The following is a 19,797-nucleotide window of genomic DNA, read 5'->3' as shown; positions in this document are numbered from 1 at the left end:
CTTCCACTCCAATCAACAGGGCTTCTATACTTAGCGTGTAACTATAACAAAGTCTAATCTAAAATAGATACATATAACGATTGAGGTGATGAATTCAAAATACAATATAATCCAACGAGATCGATTAGAGATGGTCACTTTAAACCTTTTCTTTATTATAGATAACAAATCTAATTTATAACTCATCAGGATGTACAGGAAGCTACTTGCTCTTTAGTTCGCTTTCGACTTTCATTTGAACCAGCCTTTTTCCTTTGATTGAGTGATTGCTTCGATTCTGTTTGTTACTTCTAGTTTATCTAGAATTGTAGAGATGTAGTTTCTGACAGTACCGGTTGTAATGCTAAGCTGCCCGGCGATTTCTTTTGTGTTCTTACCATCAGCGACAAGCTCGAGTACTTCCATTTCCCGTTCTGTCAGCGGATTTTCCTCACTGTACACGTCATCCATGAGTTCAGGTGCGTACACACGCCTTCCTCCCATGACACTGCGAATCGAGCTTGCCAGCTCCTCGCTAGGGCTGTCCTTCAACAAATAGCCGCTCACACCGGCCTTTAACGCACGCTGGAAGTACCCTGACCGTGCAAACGTCGTCAAGATGATTACTTTGCAGCCTAGGCCTTTTAACTCTTCTGCTGCTTCTAGTCCGGTCTTTCCGGGCATTTCAATGTCCATAATACATATATCGGGCATAAGCTGCTTAGCGAGAGCGACTGCTTCCTCCCCGTTAGTGGCCTTTCCCACTACTTCCATATCATCCTCAAGACTTAACAGGGATCCTAATGCCCCCAGCAGCATGCGCTGATCTTCCGCTATGACAATCTGAATCATATCAGGTCCTCCCTGTAAGTTTGCTTTAGAACTTTAGGTATTTTAATCAAGAGCTTTATCCCATCTTTCGAAAAAATCTCTAGTGTGCCGTTAACAAATTCGAGGCGCTCTCTCATCCCAAGAAGTCCGCTTCCTTTGTAATAATCTTCCTCAGTAATGTTGCCAACGCCATTATCACTGACTTCGGCAATCAGCTCTTTTTCAGTCTGCATAATTGAAATGGAACAAATGGATGCTTCGCTATGTTTGACAACATTCGTTACCGCTTCCTTTAAGCACATGCTGAGAATATTCTCTGATAACAGGGACACATTGTTTATATTGAATTCCTCATCCTTGCCAACAAATTTTATTTCCGCGGCTTTGAGTATTTGTTTGATATGGATGAGTTCATCCCTGACGCGTATCCCCCGCATTTCCGCCACCATTTTTCTGACCTCATTCAATGCGGTCCTCGCTGTCTGCTGGACATCCTTTAATTCTTCCCTAGCCTGTTCAGGGTCTTTATATATTAATTTACGGGCGAGATCACTTTTTAGTCCAATCAAAGAAAGTTTTTGTCCAAGAGTGTCATGAAGATCACGCGCAATCCGCTGGCGTTCTTCTATTTTTACTAACTCAGAAATCCGCTTGTTCGCATCCTCCAGCTTCTCTTCAAGCTCGCCTCTCTTGTTTCGGTTATAGATGCTGAACGGCAGCAGGATGACGCTGATCCAGACAATCACGATAATCGGCAGCTGCTTTATAAAAAATTCTTCCTTCAGGACAATCTCCAAGTTGATGACAATCGAAGTGCCCACAAGATGAATAAAATAGAGCACCAGGAACGGGATTCGGTCTTTTATATTTCCGATGAAATAGGCAATGAAAAACGCAAAATATACGTAGCTGAACAAGCTTGCAGACGCAATGGAAATGCCTATCAGAATACATGTCCAAATATATACAGTCCAGCTTTTCGATACGAAAGCCAGCCAGTATACGAGAAAGAACATGAGAGTCAGAATAGTGCCGGCTACTTTAACAGTTGTAGATGGCATTTGCCAAATAAAATAAAAAGGCAATATTGCGAGAATTGTCCATATGTAGGGTGAAATGCCAGTACTTTTAAGTGAATTAAAAAATCTCTTAAACATATCAAAACCTCTGCTTTATTAATAACTGCTTTAATTTTATCATAAGGGAACCTCACAGCCAGGAAAACTCCAATAAAAATTTACATAAAATTACTCCCCTCGCTCCAGGCTTCTCACCTGAAAAAACGCTTTGCGTTCTTCAGAGTTGCACCTGTCATAAGGGGAGTGATTTTTAAAGTTCAGGCTTAGTCTGAGCCGTCATTTTACTGTTATGCTGCAATGATTTAATTTCTTTGAAGCTGATGAATTGTTTGCTTTTTTCGTCCCATAATCGGAATCGCAAAGAAGTTAAGCTTGTTGCAAGTGTGATTGTTGGTACATTTTGCAGAGGCTTAGTGTTATTGTGCACTTCTTCAAGCTTATAGTTCGGTACGCGCGGACTCAAGTGATGTACGTGGTGATATCCGATGTTTCCGGTAATCCACTGAAGTACCTTTGGAAGCTTGTAATATGAGCTGCCCTCGACTGCTGCCTTTACGTATTCCCATTCCTTGTCTCCTTCGAAATAAGAATCTTCAAAAGTATGCTGAACATAGAACAACCAGATGCCAAACATACCAGCAATGAAGAAAATCGGTCCCTCTACCATCAAGAAAGCTTCCCAGCCAATTGCCCATATAAGCAGGGCAGAGATGCCAAAAATCAATACATTAGTCAGATAGGTATTCAATCGTTCCTTAAGTCTTGCATCTTTACGATTGAAACGGTTGGTGATCAACACTAGATAAATCGGTCCCAATACAAACATGACAAAAGGATTGCGGTACATTCTGTAAGCAAGCTTCTGCAATGATGGAGCAGCCAAATATTCATCAACTGTCATTACCCAAATATCTCCCGTGCCACGTTTGTCCAAATTGCTGCTTGTTGCATGGTGGACGGAGTGTTCATGACCCCACTGGCTATATGGGAACAGCGTCAATACTCCAGTCAATGTGCCAACTACTTTGTTGGCTTTACGATTTTTAAAGAACGAATGGTGTGTGCAGTCATGAAAAATAATGAAGATCCTGATCATAAATCCTGCCGCAAGCACAGCAAATGCCAGTGTCAGCAAGTAGGAAATGGCAAGGCTCTGATAAGCCAAGAACCAAAATGCCAAAAATGGCACGATTGTATTCAGCATTTGAATGATGCTGTCCTTTGTGTTTGAGCTTTCATAAGGGGCGACCTGTTTTCTAAGTTCTTTTGCGTTGTGAGTTGTCATCTTGATAAAATTTCCCCTTTCGGATTTGTTAGTTAACCAAATTATAAATAAGGGAAATGCTTTTGTGCAGTAGCAGGTGTCATATGTGACACATGACAAATGTCATGTTCGGATAAAAATTTCCCTTTAAATCCTTATATATAGCGGTTTTTTTGTATTGTTACCAGGTAATATTATTTGCTGTTAAATTTTTTAGAATTCATTTTTCCTGCAATTTTTTAACGCTTTATTAAAACACTTAGGATTCAACGCCTTGAATGTAAAAAAATTTTAAATTAATCCATTTTTTTCGCTGAACAAGCAAAGTTACATATTCAAATGTATTTTTAAACTGTAGAATGGTCTAAAAAGATGTTGCAGAAGGAGTATAGTATGAAAAACGCAATTGTCACTGGATCGTCGAGCGGCTTTGGGAAGCTGATTGCAATCGAGTTAGCTAGATCCGGATTTAATGTAATCGCAACGATGCGAGACCTGCAGAAGGCAGACAGTTTGCTGGAAATAGCCAAAGCTGAAAAACTAACCGAATTTATCGATGTTTATCCGCTGGATGTCACTTCTGCTGCTTCAATAAATGGATTTAAAGCTTATATAGAGGATATCAATTCAGTGGACTTGCTTGTGAATAATGCGGGTTTTGCCAAAGGCGGTTTTTGTGAGGAGCTTTCGCTGGATGAATATCGAGTTCAATTTGAGACAAATTTCTTTGGGGCGGTTGCTGTCGCGCAGGCAATCATACCTGCTATGCGGCAACAGGGCTCAGGAAAAATTATCAATATGAGCAGCATCAGCGGCAGGTTTGGCTTTCCTGGATTGTCCGCTTATGTGTCCTCGAAACATGCTTTGGAGGGATTTAGCGAAAGTCTGCGGCTGGAGCTTAGACCCTTTGGTATCGATGTTATTCTTGTTGAGCCTGGATCATATAACACAAATATTTGGTCAAGCATTGAAAATGTCCAATTGGGACAACAGTCACCCTACAATTCATCAATGGCTGCAATCCTTAAAGAGGTTAAGAAAGGAGAAACGCAGTATGGCCATCCTCAGGAAGTCGCCATGCTTGTAACGAAGATTGCATCAGCCAGCGAAAAAAGCCGATTAAGGTATCCGATCGGCAAAGGAGTAAACAGGACAATCCTGCTTAAAAATCTCCTCCCCTGGAAAGTGATCGAGAAATTCCTAACGAAGAAGTTATATAAATAACATTAGACTCTTTTCAATCGAAAGGAGTTTTTTTTATTTTAAAAAGGTTTTTTTTACCATCGTGTAGAAATTTAAAAAGTCTGAAAGGAGAATTCTCATGAAAATAAATTCGAGGACTTTTTTAAAGATAATTAAAAAAACAGCTTATTACTTAGTCATGACAGGAACCTTCATTCTGGGAATTGCATTTTTCCTATCCTTTATATATTTGTTTGATTTTAATAAAAAGAAAGGGGAACATTTAGGCTTCTCATTTGATGGGTTTTATAAGCAGCTTAAATATGTTCTAAATCAATTTATGGATTTCACCCCAAAAAGCTTTATAGAATACGCATCAAACCCGACGGTATTGGATGGCTTCCTGCATTCCCATACGATTCTTGGAATCTCTCTAGCCATAATAATAACCGTAGGAAGTATTCTTTCTATCATTACCATGCTCTCCCCTGTCAATCTAAGGAGGAAGCTCCATCAGTTTCTTGATTTCTTTGAAGGATTGCCCGACCTTGTGTTCATATTTGCCATTAATATGCTTAACATTATCCTTCTTAAAGAATATAACTTTAAAATTTTTCCTATGTATGGACTTGGTTCAACCCAGCCAATCGCTTTTCCGGTTATTGTGATCTCTTTCCTGCCCGCGATTCTCTTTGGATTGTTTTTATTGAAGAGCATGGAGGATGAAGAACAAGAACATTATATCCAATTTGGATTTGCCAAAGGTCTAAGAAAAAGCTACGTATACCTTATTCATTTGACCGGAAATATTTTGCCTGTATTCATTATTAAATTCAGGATCATCTTATACATGCTGCTTTCTAATCTTGTGCTGGTAGAGCATATGTATTATTACGAAACAGCTCATACTAACCTAATCATGATGCAGATGTTCAGGGGCGAACATGTCCTGCCTCTGATTTATAGTATTGTCATGTTTGTTCTTCCTGTGATCCTGCTTGAGTACCTAGTAAAATTCATTGTTAAAGTGACTGTCATCAGGAAACGGGGTGCACTGCCGTTATGAGAACACAAAACTATAAAAAAACCAAAATAAGTCTGGGCATACTTCTCGTCTTTTTGATAAGCAGTATTCTATACGATTTTGTAGGCCCTGAAGATTATCGCACCATGATCAACCAGCTTTATGATGAAAATGGAAAAGTAATTGAAAATCCTCCTTATCCACCAAGCAAAGAATACCCGCTCGGAACCGACCGGGATGGACGGGATAATCTGCTTCTTATAATCGATGGACTCAAGTACACGTTTGCTGCGGTTTTAGTTGTGTCATTTATGAGGGTGGTTATAGGATCATTATTGGGTATGATTGTTGAAACATGGATGCCAGCATGTAAATCAATGTTCAAAGCATTTTTTCTGCCTTTTCACTATGTTCCGCTACTGCTAATCGGCGTCCTTTTAATGGACCCAGTAATATTTCTGTATAATGAAATTCCCATAATCGTAAAGATTGAATTCCAGCTTATTGTGTTATTTCTGCTTGGTTTCCCGACGGTATTTTTCTTCACAACAGATTTTGTCAATGAAATCAAATCAAAGTCATATGTGATGAGTTCTTATCTATTGGGTGGCAGCAAACTGCATATTATTATGAAGCAGATTTTGCCCCATCTAAAACCGCAGCTTGTCATTATGTTTGTTCAGCAGGTTCTTCAGACATTGCAAATTTTGATGGGCCTGGCAATGTTCACTCTTTTCCTTGGCGGCCCTCATAAAGAAAAAATATATAATACGCCATATAATAAATCAATTACGAACGAACTTGCAGGACTTACTGGGCAAAATTTTTGGACCCTAAAAAACGCTCCCTGGGTTGCTTTCAGCTCACTGGGGATGTTGTTGATTATCTTCATTTTGGTGAATGTCATAAAAAATGAACTGGTCGCTAATATAGAAGGGAAAATGGAGCAGTACAGCGTCTTCTCTAAAAATAAGCTGGAAATGAACACAGAAACAGTAAAAAGAGACATTAGCCCTGGAAAATTTAATCCTATAGAACAAAAGGTGCTTGATCAATGATCGAGCACCTCCTTCTTCTAATTGGACAAAGCTTTATTATTGAAAATAGTATTTATAGGATTCAGCAGCATCGCACCGATTGCCTGAATAATAGTTTTCACAATCACTTGGCCCAAAATCGCTGCGGGAACTGCTTCCCATGGAAGGAAATTCGCTCCTATTGGGCTTAAACCAATAATGACGAAAATAACTGAATCTAGTAATCCTCCTACTAATCCGCTGTAGAAAACTCTCCAGCTCATCGGCAGCTTAAGCCTTGAGTAGATTTCCGTATCGGTTGTTTCAGCAACGGCAAAGCTCAATGCAGAAGCGAATACGATTAAAAGTGTATCTCCAAGAATGAAAGAAACGATGGCAGACAGGACAAGTGCTGCCCCGATGAACATATACGTTTTCGCGCGCCCATATTTGTTTTGAACCAAATCACGGAATATAAAAGTCGCACCAATCAATAATGTTCCCATTGGCACGATGAACATTCCCAGCGTAAGTGGTGCAAACGCAGCCGTTATGACGTTTGCAGTGACAATAGATATTAAATATAAAAAGATTCTCATTTTCTCTCCTCCTATTAATCTAAACTCCTCTTTTGTTTCCCCAGATGTAAGTGTGCAGTTGTGGAAGAATTTTTACATTTTTAAGTTCAATGTCCAGCATGGCTTTATTGATAAGCCAGTCATATTTATCAAGCAGGTCTGACAGCAATTTTTCTTTTTTGGAAGAGACAATATCGTCGTTTCCCACTTGCATATAAAATGGCAGATCTTGATAACGATGGTGAACCAGCTTGGCATATTCATAATCAACCGCATCGAAAACAACTACCTTCAGGCTGACATTTTGCGAGGATTGATTTTCTTGCAGACGATCGATGATACTGTCCAGTATCTCAAAATCTGTATTCATACCTGAACTTGGCGGTTTTGGCGAAAGAGTCAATTCATCGATTTGTAAAAACCAATCCTGCCACCTGCTTCCCTGTGTCTCCAGGCAAACCTTGATATTTTTTTCTTTAAATAACTCTACCAAACTAGATAAGTTTTTTAGAAGCGCCGGATTGCCGCCAGAGATTGTGACAAATGAAAAGCCCTCACCGCCAAGCGATTTAAGTTCTGCCCATATCTCGCTTGCATCCATTTGCTTGATCAAATCTTTTCCGGACCCATCCCAAGTGAAAGAAGAATCGCACCAGGAGCAGGAATAGTCACAGCCGGCAGTCCGCACAAACATCGTCTTCTGGCCGATGACCATTCCCTCTCCCTGAATCGTAGGCCCGAAGATTTCCATAACGGGGATCTTACTCACTCTCGATCCACTCCCGTCTTGCTTCTGCATAACTTGTAGGAGTTTCATAGAGGCGGACGAACTCCACTCTCGCTCCAAAATAAAGTTCGCGCCTGTCAGACAAGGCCTCAGCCATTTTTTCATAGATCCAGACTACCATGTTTTCAGCAGTTGTATTCATCGGAGGCATGGTCTCATTCAGGTATTTGTGGTCAAGGTGAATCTCGATTTCAGATTTCCAAATTTCCTTAATATCGCCAAAATCGATCATCAATCCTCGGTTATCTACAAAACCACTTAAGCCGAAAATGACTTTATACGTATGCCCGTGAAGATTTTTGCATTTACCTTCATAGTCGTGCAGATGGTGCGCCGAGTCAAACGTGAATTCCTTGCTAACAAGTACACGTTTTGTATGATACTTTAACTGTTCCCTCTTAATATCTTGATCTATTTTTTGAAGCTGTTCTACGATGCGAAATCCGAACATGTTTATACAGCTCCTTTCAAAAACTCATCCAGCCCATTTTTTCTTAGCTTGCAGGCAGGGCAAACGCCGCATCCATCGGCAATGATTCCGTTATAACAAGTTAGAGTTCTTTCTTTAACGAAGTCAAATGCTCCAAGTTCGTCAGCAAGCTTCCATGTTTCGGCCTTGTTCAGCCACATCAGCGGAGTATGGATAACAAAGTTTTGATCCAATGACAAGTTTAGCGTGACGTTCAAAGACTTTATAAACACATCCCGGCAATCCGGATACCCGCTGAAATCAGTTTCACAAACACCTGTCACGATGTGTTTTGCATGAACCTGGCTTCCCAGCACGCCGGCAAAAGACATGAACAATAAGTTGCGGCCTGGGACAAACGTTGAAGGCAATTCCCCGTCTTCCCCATCTTTCACTTCAATATCGGTTCTTGTCAGAGCATTAGGCGCCAATTGATTCAATAGACTCATATCGAGAATGTGATGCTTAATCCCAAGTTCCTTCGTGATTTCCTTCGCGCATTCAATTTCAGTTTTGTGCCTCTGGTTATAATCAAAGGTCACCGCTTCCACTTCTGCAAATTCCTTAATTGCCCAGAATAAGCAGGTCGTACTATCCTGGCCGCCGCTAAAAACGACTAAGGCTTTGTCTTTTTTCATCCCGAAATCTCCTTTTACACAGAAAAAAACAGCACCACTAAGACAGCAGTACTGTTTTTCCTTAGTTTTTTTGAGAGGGTAGCTAGAACCTCTTCCGTAAAGACGGACTTATATAATTTTGACTTATTAATTTTATCATACATTTTATAAAAGGAAAGCTTTTCTTACAAAATCAGAAAGTATAAAATTCACTTCGAGAATTGTCCAGCTTCAGCGCCTAGCCCCTCGAGTCGCTTCGGTCCGCCCAATGAAGTCAAAGAACGACTTCACTGGTCGGCCCTCCAGCGCTTGTCGGGGCTGACCAAGGCGCTTGCGCTTTTCTTTTTCATGTATTATTTCTTGGACTTAACCTTGTCCTTATGCCTGAAACGCAGCGCAGACCACTTTTCATCGACGGAGACATTGCTGACAGCCCTAAAATGTGAAAGCTCCTGTACCAATTTGAATAAGCTGTCACGGTTGATGTCTGTTTTCACTTTGGAGCTTTGCTTAGGATATGTAATCCAGAACAGTGCATCTTCATTTAGCAATGGGAGTGCATCTGGGAGCCATTTTCTTACATCCTCACTGTTGTTGACGAATAGCTGGATGAAATCAAAATGTTCTGAAGCGCCCTTGTCCGTTTCAATGCCTAGAATGTATCCCTCGGGTGGGTTTAATACCAAAGCAGGCCCCTGCTTATAACGCAGCTTTTTAATTAATTCTTCCAAAAAACTCATCCTTCCAACTGTGCTTACAAAAACAATATTACATATTGAACTAAATGGTCAATGGAGTTTTTTTATAAACCCGGGCATTTGTTCAAGCGTTTTACTATTCTATTCATAAACTGATTACAAGAAATATTGCATATTAATATTGCTTGGACTAATAACAAGGAGGGATAGTATGGAAAATGAATTTAACCGGCAGCAGTTTAACGATATACTGCACTCTTTTCATAAGGAATGTGAGAATCCTGAATGCAACAAACACGATTCACCTTTTGCTTCAATTGATTCTTGTAGAAGTCATCATCAATCACCAGGGGATGAAAATTTAGAATCAACTTCTGCTGAACAATGTGGTTGTCATCACAGGCATGCGTGGAAGTCGGCTATCATATTTGACCGAAGGTATGAATATAGTGACCGAGAGATATGCAGCAGGAATTTCAGCTTGCGGCTCGGCGGATTAGGGAATCGAATGGCGTCTAAGTTAAGGAAATACTTAGGTTGCAAAATCGAAATTGGAATTCAATGTGAAAGCATGGTGGAAAAAGTATCTGGCAAAATCACTCATGTTGGAGCTGATTTTGTTGAAATCCATACAGATAAAGATTCTGATTCAGAGCTTAATAAAAGTAAAGGTAAGAAAAAGCATAAACAAAAAGGATACACCATGATCCCTTTTGATACAATTAATTGGATGGATTTTGATAATGATACCTCCTTTGAGGCGTAAACATAAAAAACGCTTGAATCCTGCTGATTCGAGCGTTCTTTATTTTACTCTTATTTTATAATGTAACAGACTGAATTCATGGAAATGCTAGTTGAACTGGCGGCTGTATTATCTATTATTATGTTATGGCTGTCGATGCTTCTTACAATTCCTTGCAGTCGTTCATGATCCGTTTTAACGAGTATCCTTTCTCCCACCGAGGTTTTCAAGTACATGGATAACTTTATCCTAAAAAAAAGCTGTATCAAATCCGGATCGTTTGCGACAGTCTCCCCAAAATTAAAAGTAAGTTCCCTGCGGAAGCAAGGCTCTATGTCAATGAGAGAGGGTTCGTGGACAGGTAGCTGGTAATGTTTTTTAGTTAAGGTAACACAAACCTTGCTGTACGGTATGAGGAACTTTTGACCTTTTTTCTTGAGCTGTACAAAATCCCGGCCAACCAGCTCGACTACTCCTTCAATAATATTTTTGTTCTTTCTCCAGGTTTTTCTTTTTGCTTTGAATTGTAAACGATTCTTCTTTGATAGCTTTTTCTTCAGCAATCTTTTCTTTTTGCTTTTTTTGCAATGATTCTTTAATTCTATATCAGATTGCACATCCGCTCCTATTGTTCCGGTTCCTGCCTCTGCTTCGGGATGTTCCTCTAATTCTTCATGGGAGCAGCGGACTTTGATCTTGACTGTCTTCCCTTTTAAGCGATCAAATAAAATCCGTCGGCCGTTTTCAGATTGTTCGTTAGATAATCCCAGATCTAAAAGGAGCCGATTGGCAGCGTCAATCCTTTCCTCAAGCGCATGCAGCCTTTCCTCCGAAAGGCAGGAGGTCGGTGATGGGAACTTTGGTGTTTCAATTCTTTCAGGGCACCCATCTGGTATACAAAAATCGTCCACCGGAATTGAAGAAGTACTGCTTTCGCATTCCTCTGAGCTTTCGCTTTCGAACTCGGTCTGCTCTATTTTGTGCCTTTTCTTCATGCAGTCACATCCTTTCTCTCTTTATTCAGTCACTAAGCCGCGGCAGGTTTTCCTGAAGCTCGTGATGAACCCTGAATATTCCCCACATTCCCAGTTCGATATCCCAGCGGATATTGCCAGATCGGTACAGATAATCGCCGGGGAAATTGAAGACGCCTCCAGCGCCGCCTATTAAAGGTAAATCATCTGAATGTCCAGCGACTATATGTCCAATAAAGGATTGGGTTCGTGAATCCAAATCCTTGGTATCGAACTTCCAGGAATGCCCGTGTAGATGAAAAGTGTGAGCTCTTCTTCGTTCTGCCGGATTGGTCAGCCGAATGACGACAGGTTCGCCAGGATATGCTTCAAATACAGGAGTGGATGGATCCCCAAACACCTCTGATGAAAAAAGTTCGTGCATGACAGAATGTTCTTTGTAACGGTTAATCAATCTTTCGCTCCGATAATTAAATCCTCTTGATCCATAATCATAGGTATCCACTTCTTCCAATACTTCCGTTTCCGGGATGACTCCATCGATCGGGTCAATAATTACCTTCCCGTTTTTGTCTTCCAACCGTACGCCGTCGTGCATGATTAGTACAAATTCACGGGTGGTTGGCAGCAGTGGATTGCGCAGGACAACATTTTCACCCGTCTTCACTTCTTCCAGACTGTATGGGTCGTGGTAGGTTGTGAAGCGGGGTTCGGCAATGAAAGCACCAAACGTCCCAAAAGATCGGTGATTCCGTAAATCCGCCATATCCCACATTGAGCAAGTGCCAAATTGTCCATCCACAAACCATCTGTACGTGATTGTTTCGCCAGGGCCGACTGTCTGGTCCGGATTGAATCCAATCGTGTCGCCGCTCGAAGTTTTTACATCATAATCAAGAAGACTGGTGTGCAGCGAAATACGAAGCGACGGTGGATAAAAGGCCTGTTCTTTTACTGGAGGATAAGGATGGATCCCATCAGGGAAAGGGAATAGTTCCTTTTTTAATTTACTTGTAAGTGTTACTTCTACAAGATCGCCTACATTTGCCCGAAGAATCAATGGAACCGGATTCTTTTTTCCGGACAGGATATCATCAACATCTTCCTCAAGAGCAAAAATGATTCCATAAGGGTCATGGTCACCGTATGAATTGTATTTTATCGACGTTTGGAAGGCGATTACATCAAACTTTTTAACAGGTGCATCTGGATACGCATTCGGTGGCAGGCTTCCCTGCGGATCTGCAAGTTCAGGTGGTTTGCCTGTTTGTTTTGGAAGTTTTTCAGTTCGTCCAGGAGGATCATTTCGGTCAGGTAAAGTAATTAAATCATCGACTTTCTCTTCATAGGCTCGGATCAATCCCCAAGTGCCTAGCCAAATATCCTCTTCATCCTCAAACGCCCAAAGATAATCTCCAGATGAAGGGATCTCCATTTCAAATGTAAACGACTCAGAAATACCGATATGCTGTTGTGCCTTCATTGAGGAGCTCAAATCCGGCCTCTCTTCCTTCCATTTCAGGCCGTGAATATTAAAGCTGTGTGATTCCTCATGTGCCCCTTGTAAAAGCCTGATCCTTATCGGGTCCCCTTCATATGCACGCAAGATCGGGGTAACAGGGTCGCCATGCACATAGGAACTGAATGAATAAGCAGGATCACGATCTTTCCCAAGTCTGAATTTCAATGGTTCACATTTATAATTGACCCCGAACACTCCTGGATCATCTTCAGATCCTGGATAATCCGGCGGCTGGATAGGACAGCCATTTTTATCAAACAACAAGGCAAAGTCGTGGACAAAAAGTGTTTGATCTCTGTAGTCCGGAATTAGAGGGTGTTCTACTGTAACTTGAGTACCATGATCAACCTCTTCTCCTGTCCTTGAATCAAGGCACCTAGAGAACCTCGGCTGGATGACGCCTGCACCGAATATTCCGTGCTGTTGATGTGAGTTGGCAAAAAGGTGATCATGAAAGAAGAAAGCCTTTAACTCTGTATCGGCAAACCATTCATATCTGATTGTCTGTCCCGGCAAAACCGAACTGTCATAATTCCAGCCTACATTTCCTCCATCACAAACGAGCACATCAAATTTCACAAAGTGGATGTGAAATCCATTTTCATATGTTCTTGTAACTAGTTGAAATGCATCGCCATCAAGAATATGAGGCACACGATTCGTATAATTAATCCGAATGCACGTTCCGGCGGGTACATGAAATACCAATGGCTCTGGCTCTTTTTTTCCTGAAAGAATATCATCAAAGTCTTCGTCGAACACATAAAACCGCGCTTTAGGATCATGCCAGCCTTGCCGGTTATAAACTACGGGCATTTCTATGACTGAAATATCGAATTCAACAACGACAGGATTATCAAGGCATGGATCAGCAAAGACAGCCCCGGGTCTTGCATTAGGGATAGCTGCATTCTCTTCTAAGACTGTCATTTCACGTCCGCCAACAATACCAAGCGGGGGACGGGGAGCCTTAAAGCCAACCTTCCCGGGAATAAAATTAGGAAATCCCGGTTTTTCAGGTGTAGGTTTTGGCGGCAGTGGCCGATCTGGCAGAGGCTGCAGGGCTTCAATTTTCACCCCGTTAGGATAGCATTGGCTTCCATCCTGCAATGTGTCGAATACGCGATTTATACCCCACATACCAGCCCCGAAATGAGGATACAAATGGCAATGGATGATAACATCCCCTTTGGCACCATGAAGACTTCCGAGGCCATAAAGCGGCTGGATTGAATAATGCGATTGGGGACTAATTGCTTTAGCATCCAAAATCTCTGCCTCAATATTTTTCGAATCCCCCAGCCATTGATGGACATGGTAATGGAATACATGAGTTTCCCGCACACCGCCGTGTATCAGCCGGATGATCGCTGGGTCGCCGACATAACCGCGCAGAATCGGTGTAGCGGGATCGCCGAAAACCCAAGAATCATGGTGGACCTCTTCTGAATCACAATCAGGGCAAACGACGCCTTCTTCAATCAGCCTTTTCCGGTTCGTCATAGGTTCATATCGCAGGTTAACTCCATGGAAGGACTCCGCTTCCTGATTCGTCATCGGATTAAGCGGCCTATTTCCTGTTAAATCCTTGACCTCCATTTCATCGTTGAAAAACCAGGCATATTCCCTGAATGATGGCAGGAAAGGATGATGGATGTCTGCGTAAACCCCGCTGTTAATTGGGCCGCCTGTAATGGGGTCGGTCCAGGTTGATCCCCTTTTTTGTACTAGTAGGGCTCCGAATAATCCTTGGACGCTTGATCCTTGCTCAGTGCTCGAGACATTGCCAAGGTCAGTGAAAAAGTAAATTCCTTCTTGGCTTGCATTGAGGCGATAAAGGATTTTTTCCCCGGGCTTTACGGTGGTATCGGGATAGAAACCTGCATCTGCACCGTCTGAAGTCAATACATTGTAATCTGCTTCCTGAAAGTGCATCCCAGCTGAAAATGGCAGCTGGTTTTCAAATAGAATATCAACTACATCCCCTTCATTGGCTCGAATCGCCAACGGCTGAACGAGTTCTACTGGCTTAAATGGATTTTTGCTGACTAGATCTTTTATTTTTGATTCATTTTCCTTTAATACATAAATTCTCCCGTTGGGATTGTGGTCACCAAAATTATTAACGACAATCCTTAAGGAGATGGCGACGACATGATATTTCCGTATCATTAAGTTCCCCCCTTCAACTTTTTTACAAGTCGTCTAATTTTGGTATTTTGGGCGCACCTGGACGTTCGATATAAAAAACTTCAATATTGTGGATATGGATATACCACTTCCTGTTTTCCAGTTGGGCAAAGTGTGTGGTTTCAACGTCAATTTCTACCGTATCGCCAAGCACCTTCTTAATTATCCCTATAAAAATATAAGGATAGGATGGCGACAGAACGAGAGCTTTATGGTTAATTCCATTTTTGAAATGTTGAATGATCGCCTGATCATGAATTTCATTAACGTCTGTCACTTGTGAAAAATCTAGTGCCATACGAAAGCCTCCTTATATGCTTTTTTAAACGAGCGGAAATCTCATAGTGCAATCAACATCAGTTGTGAAATGGGCAATTTTTTCAAAAGGGATCGATATTGGTGTTGGGAATTGGTAGAATGGTGCGTTTAATAGCTTGATTGTAACTGGAGTAAGTGTAATATGACCTGGTTCCACTTCCGCAATTTTGCCGCAAAAAATGGGTCTGAAGGTTTGCCCGAGCAAATTTAGCTGTGAGGATTCTGTAATGATCAGTACCTGTTTCCCCATCATGTTCTGGAAGAGTTCAAGTAATTCATCCTGAACCTGTGATGGATCTGGTGAAGGTGCTAACGACTTTAATAATTCATCATGCAACATAATTCACCCTTTCTTTTGTAGAATAAATCTTGATTTAGAGAATTGGACTAAAACAGCAACAATCTCAACCTGCAAAACTTTTGATCATGTTTTTCCCCATCATGTACAACCGCATTAACAGCCGCATAGAGTATATATGTGTTATTTGATTTAGCTCAATTTCAATTGGATCCGTAAGAGGTTTGATCATTACACTTTTATCCGTTGCAGAGATGATTTTTCCCCAATAGGTATTTTCTATAGTGATGACCTTGACCCATACCCCTCGCCATCTGCCCAAATTGGTCATGAGGGTTTCTTCAAAAAACTGTTGAACGAGTACATCTCTTTTTGCCACAGTTTCACCAAAATTTGTCGTCAGCTTCCTTTTCAGGTCGTTATCATAAATAAAGTTCTGATGTGCACTGTCAAAAGTTGGTACACCAGCCGGGACATTTGCGGACTGGATTGTATTATATGGAATCCAGATACGGTCCTTTAAACTTGTCAGCATGACAAAATCCCTACCGATTGCACTTACCTTTCCGGTAATTTCAGATGTATCACCTTTAGAGAGTATATAAACGATGACTTCTTGATTTCTCCGCATTTTAAAGAATTTTTTTAACAATAATGGTTTTTTCATGTCTGGCTTCGCGGTTACAACAGTATGCAGATTCTTCTGCTCCATATATTCGATCATGAATCTGCTTTCTTCCAGAGGTGTTGCACCAGGGGGCGAGGTGATTCGATCGCCTACTTCATGAATAGGGTCGATTTGCCTGATTTCGTCCTTTCTTTTATCTAAAAGAACTTTAATATAATCCGAATGGCGCATCCCCGTTTTCAAAATTGTCACTCCTCTCGAGCAAAGTATCTCATTATCCTATGAGCAGATTTCCCTAATTGACATATGAATTGGTAAAAAATTCAAACACCATAAAATTCATATACGAATACATTAAAGAGAAGAGGTGATGTGTTTTGCCAGAATGGATTATTCTGTTTTATCCCTTGAATTTTTTTTCAGCGTATATTTTGTATATCTACATTTACAATCGCAGGAAGCAAATTGGGTTCCATTTAGGAATGAATATTGCCATGGTTGCGGCTGGGGGAATGGCACTGGGGACAGGGATTATCTCTATTAATCTATATCCTTTGTATTTTTTGGAGACCACCCTGTTTGCAGTAGTTATTGGCAGTATAACGGGAATTTTATTCGGAAACCTATTCGACTATCAAACTTTGCTGACCGGATATATTAACGGCCTGATGATGGGAATCATGGCACCGATGGTAGGCGCCGCCGCGTCAGAAGGGATTTTATTTTTGATCATGATTGAGGTTTTCATTATCAGCTGCTTCTTCATACTGGCATCCTCTGCCTACAAAAGTTAATGGAGTTTGCATCGGAGGTCTCTAATGCACATAATATTAATCTCAACAACTTTTATTAATCTCACATTCGGTGTCTGGCTTTACTATGTCCTTAATAAATCCCGAGTTTTGTATAATGACAGATTCGGATTTACAGCAACCTTTTCTGCAAGCAGCACGCTTGGTCTGATAGCTGCGCTTAACCTTTTTTTACTTTTTCCTGATCATTTCGAAATTCTTGGTATGATTAATTTATTGCTCGGCATTTGTATTGGCTGGCTGTTTGGTTCGATGCTGAATGCCCAATCACTGATTGCCGGCATTTATAATGGCGGCATAGGTGGAATTATGGGGACGATGGCTGGTGCTGTTATCATGAATCCTGCTATTTGCGGATTGCCGGCAACCGCATTGACGGAACAGCAAATCATCATTTTCTTTGCGCTGCTAAGTATCTGTATCCAGGGTATTTCCGCTATATTGCTTATTTTTTCTTTTAGAGCATAGGAAAAAGCAGCTTAATTGGCTGCTTTTGTTTATTTTATAGAAAAACCTTCGAAAAACTTTCCGCCGAATGGTTCCAACACCGAATCTGCCAGATCTATGATCAGGCTCTTCTCGCCAGTTCGATAATAGTTGTCAAATGCATCGACGAAACGGTTTGTAAAGAACGGATCAAAATTGTTTAATTCCCGGATCATCCATTTGGATTTCCCAATCCATCTCTTGTTAGTCCTTAACACAAATTCATGCAAACTCTCAGCTAAAGCGTTTGCGATGAAAAGCTCTTCAGCCCTATTTTCTGAGCCGATGAAATCATCAAGTATGTCTGTTATAAAGTACCGTTTCATATCTACTTCTTTTGTGGTCCACTCTACCGGTCCATACTCTATGGTTCTTGCAGCTTCTGCCTGGATAGTGGGAAGAAGAGTGTTTTTTTTGACTGGTATTCCTTCTGCAACCATTCTTGGCAAACTGGGCCTAGCTCGTTTTACATCACTATCGAAAAAATATTTATAGGATTGTAAATTATGTACAAAAACCTCTATAGGCCATCCGTATGCAGTCAATGATTCCCTGTATGCCGAGGGGACAAGGTGATCAAATACAACAATATCTAAATCTGAAGTGGAGGTAGCTTCTCCTCTTGTTACACTGCCGGCTAGCAATGCGGCGTCACATGCGGGAAACCGGTCTTCTATAAAAAGCTTCGCTGCCCCTAAAGGATTAAGCTTATCTTTTAAATTCATGTATTCTCCCCCTTTCATCGTATGAATCCGCCTTCTGAATGGAGGATTTGCCCTGTTATCCACTCAGCATCTCCACTAGCTAAAAACCTCGCAAGCTTTGCAGCGTCTTTTGGCTGCCCTACACGCCCAAACGGGAACCGCGGCAGCAAATCGTTTTTAATTGCTTCATCCATCCAGCCGGTATCAGTTGGTCCAGGATTTATCGCGTTAACGGTAATCCCTTTAGCTGCAAGTTCAGCTGCCAGCGTGATCGTCAATGCGTCGATTGCTCCTTTGGTGGCTGCATATGCTAACTCTCCTGGCATGGGTCCTTTGAATTGGCCCGAGGTCATATTGATTATCCTTCCTCCATCATTTTTATTAAACCTTCTGGCAAATTCAATACTCATGAGAGTAGTGGCGCGGATATTTACCATGTAATGCCGGTCCAGCTCAGCTGGAGTCAAATTCGAAAAGTCGTTGCTTGTAGAATAAGCAGCATTGTTCACTAAAACATCAGCAAAACCGATTTCCGCTTCCGCAGTATCAAACAATGTTGCTGCTGCTGCATTTTCAGTTAAGTCCAACTCCATGCATGAAACTTTTATACCCTTTTCTAAAAGCTCGGCCTGAAGCTTCTGTGGTTCGTCATTTACAATACTCCAGGGCATTTCCTGGTCATAGTTGGTCCAATATGTAAAGAAAAGATCATAACCTGTATCCGCCAGCTCATGGCAAATCGCAGCACCAATTCCTTGCAGCCGGCTGGCACCTGTGACAATAGCAACCTTTTTTCCTATCAAGCTAATCCCCCTTCCTTTAATTTGTTTAAATATAATTATTGTTCATTTCCAAATTATTGTCGATGATTTGTTGTGAAAAAACCTTTTACTCCTACCCGAGATGCCAGTATATTCATATTGTATTGCATGTTTTACATCAATGCTCCAGTGGTATCCTACCTTATAGGCATCACAAATTAAGGGAGGATATAACCAATGGCCTTTTCATTAAAAAGTGTGATAATACCGCTTGGTTTGGCCGTTTTTATAGGCAGCGGCTGCAGCAGTGAAGAAGCCGAACAAGGCGCAAAGAAAATCGAAGAAGAAACAAAAAATGCCGCAAACGCTACAGAAGAAAAGTCCAAAGAAGTTGCAGATAAGGTTAAGGCTGAAACTCCGGGCATTATCCAGAACATGAAAGATACTTACAAAGAAAGTGAACAGAAAATCAAAGACAATACCCTTCAAAAAGGAGATACAGCAACTGTCCAAAAAGATGCCTATCTTGCTCTTACCCCTGAAGTATACGATGAATTATATCAGTTGATCGAGGTCAATGACATTGAAGGTGTGGACCAGTTTGTTAAGGAAAAGCAGGTATCGGAAATAAGCCAGGACAGTGAAGCTGAAATCATAGAGAGAGACATCAGGAGAACGAAAGTGAAAATGAAGGATTCTGGTGATGAAGGATATTTGCCAACGTCTTTGCTTGAACCTGTTAAATAACTTAGTTTGATTTCCAGAATCTAATAATTTAACTGGACAAGGCCCTGAAAAATTTCAGGGCCTTGTCCAGTGTTTGGGCTTTTGATAT

Annotated in this window: 22 protein-coding genes and 1 riboswitch; of the genes, 7 read left to right on the top strand and 15 right to left on the bottom strand. The window is 41.2% G+C overall.

Annotated features, from left to right (window positions below; all coding sequences use genetic code 11):
• Nucleotides 1–231 precede the first annotated feature (231 nt).
• The 3 genes from M3204_RS11110 to M3204_RS11100 all read right to left on the bottom strand — a co-directional run bounded on the left by M3204_RS11110 (nt 232) and on the right by M3204_RS11100 (nt 3,174).
• Complete coding sequence (locus M3204_RS11110) at nt 232–831, bottom strand: response regulator transcription factor (RefSeq protein ID WP_251481436.1); 600 nt, start codon at nt 829–831, stop codon at nt 232–234.
• Nucleotides 828–1,967 carry a sensor histidine kinase gene (locus M3204_RS11105; RefSeq protein ID WP_251481435.1) on the bottom strand — a complete coding sequence of 380 codons (1,140 nt, stop codon included), beginning with the start codon at nt 1,965–1,967 and terminating at the stop codon, nt 828–830. Before M3204_RS11105 ends, M3204_RS11110 begins: the two co-directional genes overlap by 4 nt.
• 172 nt (nt 1,968–2,139) lie before the next feature.
• On the bottom strand, nt 2,140–3,174 hold the full coding sequence (locus M3204_RS11100) for a fatty acid desaturase (protein ID WP_251481432.1): 1,035 nt from the start codon (nt 3,172–3,174) through the stop codon (nt 2,140–2,142).
• A 372-nt stretch (nt 3,175–3,546) separates the two neighbouring features.
• Here M3204_RS11100 and M3204_RS11095 point away from each other — a divergent pair, with 372 nt between their 5' ends.
• The 3 genes from M3204_RS11095 to M3204_RS11085 all read left to right on the top strand — a co-directional run bounded on the left by M3204_RS11095 (nt 3,547) and on the right by M3204_RS11085 (nt 6,417).
• Entirely contained in the window at nt 3,547–4,377 is an 831-nt protein-coding gene (locus tag M3204_RS11095) for an SDR family oxidoreductase (protein ID WP_251481429.1), read from the top strand.
• A gap of 97 nt (nt 4,378–4,474) precedes the next feature.
• A complete protein-coding gene (locus tag M3204_RS11090) occupies nt 4,475–5,401 on the top strand; it encodes a hypothetical protein (RefSeq protein WP_251481427.1) in 927 nt (308 codons plus the stop codon).
• Nucleotides 5,398–6,417, top strand: a complete 1,020-nt coding sequence (locus M3204_RS11085) for a hypothetical protein (protein ID WP_251481424.1) — start codon at nt 5,398–5,400, stop codon at nt 6,415–6,417. The genes M3204_RS11090 and M3204_RS11085 overlap by 4 nt, the downstream gene beginning before the upstream one ends.
• 17 nt (nt 6,418–6,434) lie before the next feature.
• Here the strand turns inward: M3204_RS11085 and M3204_RS11080 are convergent, their stop codons facing one another.
• The 5 genes from M3204_RS11080 to M3204_RS11060 all read right to left on the bottom strand — a co-directional run bounded on the left by M3204_RS11080 (nt 6,435) and on the right by M3204_RS11060 (nt 9,566).
• Nucleotides 6,435–6,974 (bottom strand): VUT family protein, encoded by a 540-nt coding sequence (locus M3204_RS11080; protein ID WP_251481422.1) that lies wholly within the window; start codon nt 6,972–6,974, stop codon nt 6,435–6,437.
• A gap of 19 nt (nt 6,975–6,993) precedes the next feature.
• A complete protein-coding gene (queE, locus tag M3204_RS11075) occupies nt 6,994–7,722 on the bottom strand; it encodes a 7-carboxy-7-deazaguanine synthase QueE (protein ID WP_251481420.1) in 729 nt (242 codons plus the stop codon).
• Nucleotides 7,715–8,191, bottom strand: a complete 477-nt coding sequence (gene queD, locus M3204_RS11070) for a 6-carboxytetrahydropterin synthase QueD (RefSeq protein WP_251481417.1) — start codon at nt 8,189–8,191, stop codon at nt 7,715–7,717. The genes queE and queD overlap by 8 nt, the downstream gene beginning before the upstream one ends.
• Nucleotides 8,192–8,193: 2 nt before the next feature.
• Entirely contained in the window at nt 8,194–8,847 is a 654-nt protein-coding gene (gene queC / locus M3204_RS11065; RefSeq protein WP_251481415.1) for a 7-cyano-7-deazaguanine synthase QueC, read from the bottom strand.
• 55 nt (nt 8,848–8,902) lie between these two features.
• A riboswitch (PreQ1 riboswitch) is annotated at nt 8,903–8,945 on the bottom strand.
• Nucleotides 8,946–9,179: 234 nt separating this feature from the next.
• Nucleotides 9,180–9,566 (bottom strand): hypothetical protein, encoded by a 387-nt coding sequence (locus M3204_RS11060; RefSeq protein WP_251481413.1) that lies wholly within the window; start codon nt 9,564–9,566, stop codon nt 9,180–9,182.
• Nucleotides 9,567–9,735: 169 nt separating this feature from the next.
• Here M3204_RS11060 and M3204_RS11055 point away from each other — a divergent pair, with 169 nt between their 5' ends.
• Nucleotides 9,736–10,290, top strand: coding sequence for a hypothetical protein (locus M3204_RS11055; protein ID WP_251481411.1), 555 nt, complete (start codon nt 9,736–9,738; stop codon nt 10,288–10,290).
• Nucleotides 10,291–10,340: 50 nt separating this feature from the next.
• Here M3204_RS11055 and M3204_RS11050 read toward each other — a convergent pair whose 3' ends face one another.
• From M3204_RS11050 to M3204_RS11030, 5 genes are all read right to left on the bottom strand, one after another.
• Complete coding sequence (locus tag M3204_RS11050; protein WP_251481410.1) at nt 10,341–11,264, bottom strand: hypothetical protein; 924 nt, start codon at nt 11,262–11,264, stop codon at nt 10,341–10,343.
• Between the two features lie 25 nt (nt 11,265–11,289).
• On the bottom strand, nt 11,290–14,937 hold the full coding sequence (locus M3204_RS11045; protein ID WP_251481406.1) for a multicopper oxidase domain-containing protein: 3,648 nt from the start codon (nt 14,935–14,937) through the stop codon (nt 11,290–11,292).
• 22 nt (nt 14,938–14,959) lie between these two features.
• Nucleotides 14,960–15,253: a hypothetical protein gene (locus tag M3204_RS11040; protein ID WP_251481404.1), complete on the bottom strand. Its 294-nt coding sequence runs from the start codon at nt 15,251–15,253 to the stop codon at nt 14,960–14,962.
• Nucleotides 15,254–15,277: 24 nt separating this feature from the next.
• The gene (locus M3204_RS11035; RefSeq protein WP_251481402.1) at nt 15,278–15,613 is read right to left on the bottom strand and encodes a hypothetical protein; all 336 of its coding nucleotides are present in this window, start codon (nt 15,611–15,613) and stop codon (nt 15,278–15,280) included.
• Nucleotides 15,614–15,677: 64 nt separating this feature from the next.
• Complete coding sequence (locus M3204_RS11030) at nt 15,678–16,442, bottom strand: hypothetical protein (RefSeq protein ID WP_251481400.1); 765 nt, start codon at nt 16,440–16,442, stop codon at nt 15,678–15,680.
• A gap of 134 nt (nt 16,443–16,576) precedes the next feature.
• Between M3204_RS11030 and M3204_RS11025 the strand changes: the two genes are divergently transcribed.
• Together M3204_RS11025 and M3204_RS11020 are read left to right on the top strand one after the other, a co-directional pair.
• A complete protein-coding gene (locus M3204_RS11025; protein ID WP_251481397.1) occupies nt 16,577–16,993 on the top strand; it encodes a hypothetical protein in 417 nt (138 codons plus the stop codon).
• A gap of 24 nt (nt 16,994–17,017) precedes the next feature.
• On the top strand, nt 17,018–17,479 hold the full coding sequence (locus M3204_RS11020) for a hypothetical protein (protein WP_251481395.1): 462 nt from the start codon (nt 17,018–17,020) through the stop codon (nt 17,477–17,479).
• A 29-nt stretch (nt 17,480–17,508) separates the two neighbouring features.
• Here M3204_RS11020 and M3204_RS11015 read toward each other — a convergent pair whose 3' ends face one another.
• Together M3204_RS11015 and M3204_RS11010 are read right to left on the bottom strand one after the other, a co-directional pair.
• Entirely contained in the window at nt 17,509–18,222 is a 714-nt protein-coding gene (locus M3204_RS11015; protein ID WP_251481392.1) for a nucleotidyltransferase domain-containing protein, read from the bottom strand.
• Nucleotides 18,223–18,236: 14 nt separating this feature from the next.
• Nucleotides 18,237–19,010 (bottom strand): SDR family oxidoreductase, encoded by a 774-nt coding sequence (locus tag M3204_RS11010; protein ID WP_251481621.1) that lies wholly within the window; start codon nt 19,008–19,010, stop codon nt 18,237–18,239.
• Nucleotides 19,011–19,199: 189 nt separating this feature from the next.
• Here M3204_RS11010 and M3204_RS11005 point away from each other — a divergent pair, with 189 nt between their 5' ends.
• Nucleotides 19,200–19,709, top strand: coding sequence for a hypothetical protein (locus M3204_RS11005; RefSeq protein WP_251481389.1), 510 nt, complete (start codon nt 19,200–19,202; stop codon nt 19,707–19,709).
• Nucleotides 19,710–19,797: the final 88 nt, after the last annotated feature.

The sequence above is a fragment of the Mesobacillus subterraneus genome (genome assembly GCF_023715485.1).
GTDB lineage: Bacteria > Bacillota > Bacilli > Bacillales > Cytobacillaceae > Mesobacillus > Mesobacillus subterraneus_B.
Note: the sequence above shows the minus strand (reverse complement) of the source record. Positions and strands in the feature narration are given on the sequence as shown.

What these genes read in the sequence shown, in the direction of transcription:
- M3204_RS11105 (WP_251481435.1), bottom strand. Translation starts at nt 1,967, where the DNA reads ATGTTTAAGAGATTTTTTAATTCACTTAAAAGTACTGGCATTTCACCC.
- M3204_RS11100 (WP_251481432.1), bottom strand. Translation starts at nt 3,174, where the DNA reads ATGACAACTCACAACGCAAAAGAACTTAGAAAACAGGTCGCCCCTTAT.
- M3204_RS11095 (WP_251481429.1), top strand. Translation starts at nt 3,547, where the DNA reads ATGAAAAACGCAATTGTCACTGGATCGTCGAGCGGCTTTGGGAAGCTG.
- queD (WP_251481417.1), bottom strand. Translation starts at nt 8,191, where the DNA reads ATGTTCGGATTTCGCATCGTAGAACAGCTTCAAAAAATAGATCAAGAT.
- M3204_RS11020 (WP_251481395.1), top strand. Translation starts at nt 17,018, where the DNA reads ATGCACATAATATTAATCTCAACAACTTTTATTAATCTCACATTCGGT.
- M3204_RS11055 (WP_251481411.1), top strand. Translation starts at nt 9,736, where the DNA reads ATGGAAAATGAATTTAACCGGCAGCAGTTTAACGATATACTGCACTCT.
- M3204_RS11005 (WP_251481389.1), top strand. Translation starts at nt 19,200, where the DNA reads ATGGCCTTTTCATTAAAAAGTGTGATAATACCGCTTGGTTTGGCCGTT.
- M3204_RS11015 (WP_251481392.1), bottom strand. Translation starts at nt 18,222, where the DNA reads ATGAATTTAAAAGATAAGCTTAATCCTTTAGGGGCAGCGAAGCTTTTT.
- M3204_RS11080 (WP_251481422.1), bottom strand. Translation starts at nt 6,974, where the DNA reads ATGAGAATCTTTTTATATTTAATATCTATTGTCACTGCAAACGTCATA.
- M3204_RS11085 (WP_251481424.1), top strand. Translation starts at nt 5,398, where the DNA reads ATGAGAACACAAAACTATAAAAAAACCAAAATAAGTCTGGGCATACTT.
- M3204_RS11110 (WP_251481436.1), bottom strand. Translation starts at nt 831, where the DNA reads ATGATTCAGATTGTCATAGCGGAAGATCAGCGCATGCTGCTGGGGGCA.
- M3204_RS11045 (WP_251481406.1), bottom strand. Translation starts at nt 14,937, where the DNA reads ATGATACGGAAATATCATGTCGTCGCCATCTCCTTAAGGATTGTCGTT.
- M3204_RS11035 (WP_251481402.1), bottom strand. Translation starts at nt 15,613, where the DNA reads ATGTTGCATGATGAATTATTAAAGTCGTTAGCACCTTCACCAGATCCA.
- M3204_RS11050 (WP_251481410.1), bottom strand. Translation starts at nt 11,264, where the DNA reads ATGAAGAAAAGGCACAAAATAGAGCAGACCGAGTTCGAAAGCGAAAGC.
- queC (WP_251481415.1), bottom strand. Translation starts at nt 8,847, where the DNA reads ATGAAAAAAGACAAAGCCTTAGTCGTTTTTAGCGGCGGCCAGGATAGT.
- M3204_RS11060 (WP_251481413.1), bottom strand. Translation starts at nt 9,566, where the DNA reads ATGAGTTTTTTGGAAGAATTAATTAAAAAGCTGCGTTATAAGCAGGGG.
- M3204_RS11090 (WP_251481427.1), top strand. Translation starts at nt 4,475, where the DNA reads ATGAAAATAAATTCGAGGACTTTTTTAAAGATAATTAAAAAAACAGCT.
- M3204_RS11040 (WP_251481404.1), bottom strand. Translation starts at nt 15,253, where the DNA reads ATGGCACTAGATTTTTCACAAGTGACAGACGTTAATGAAATTCATGAT.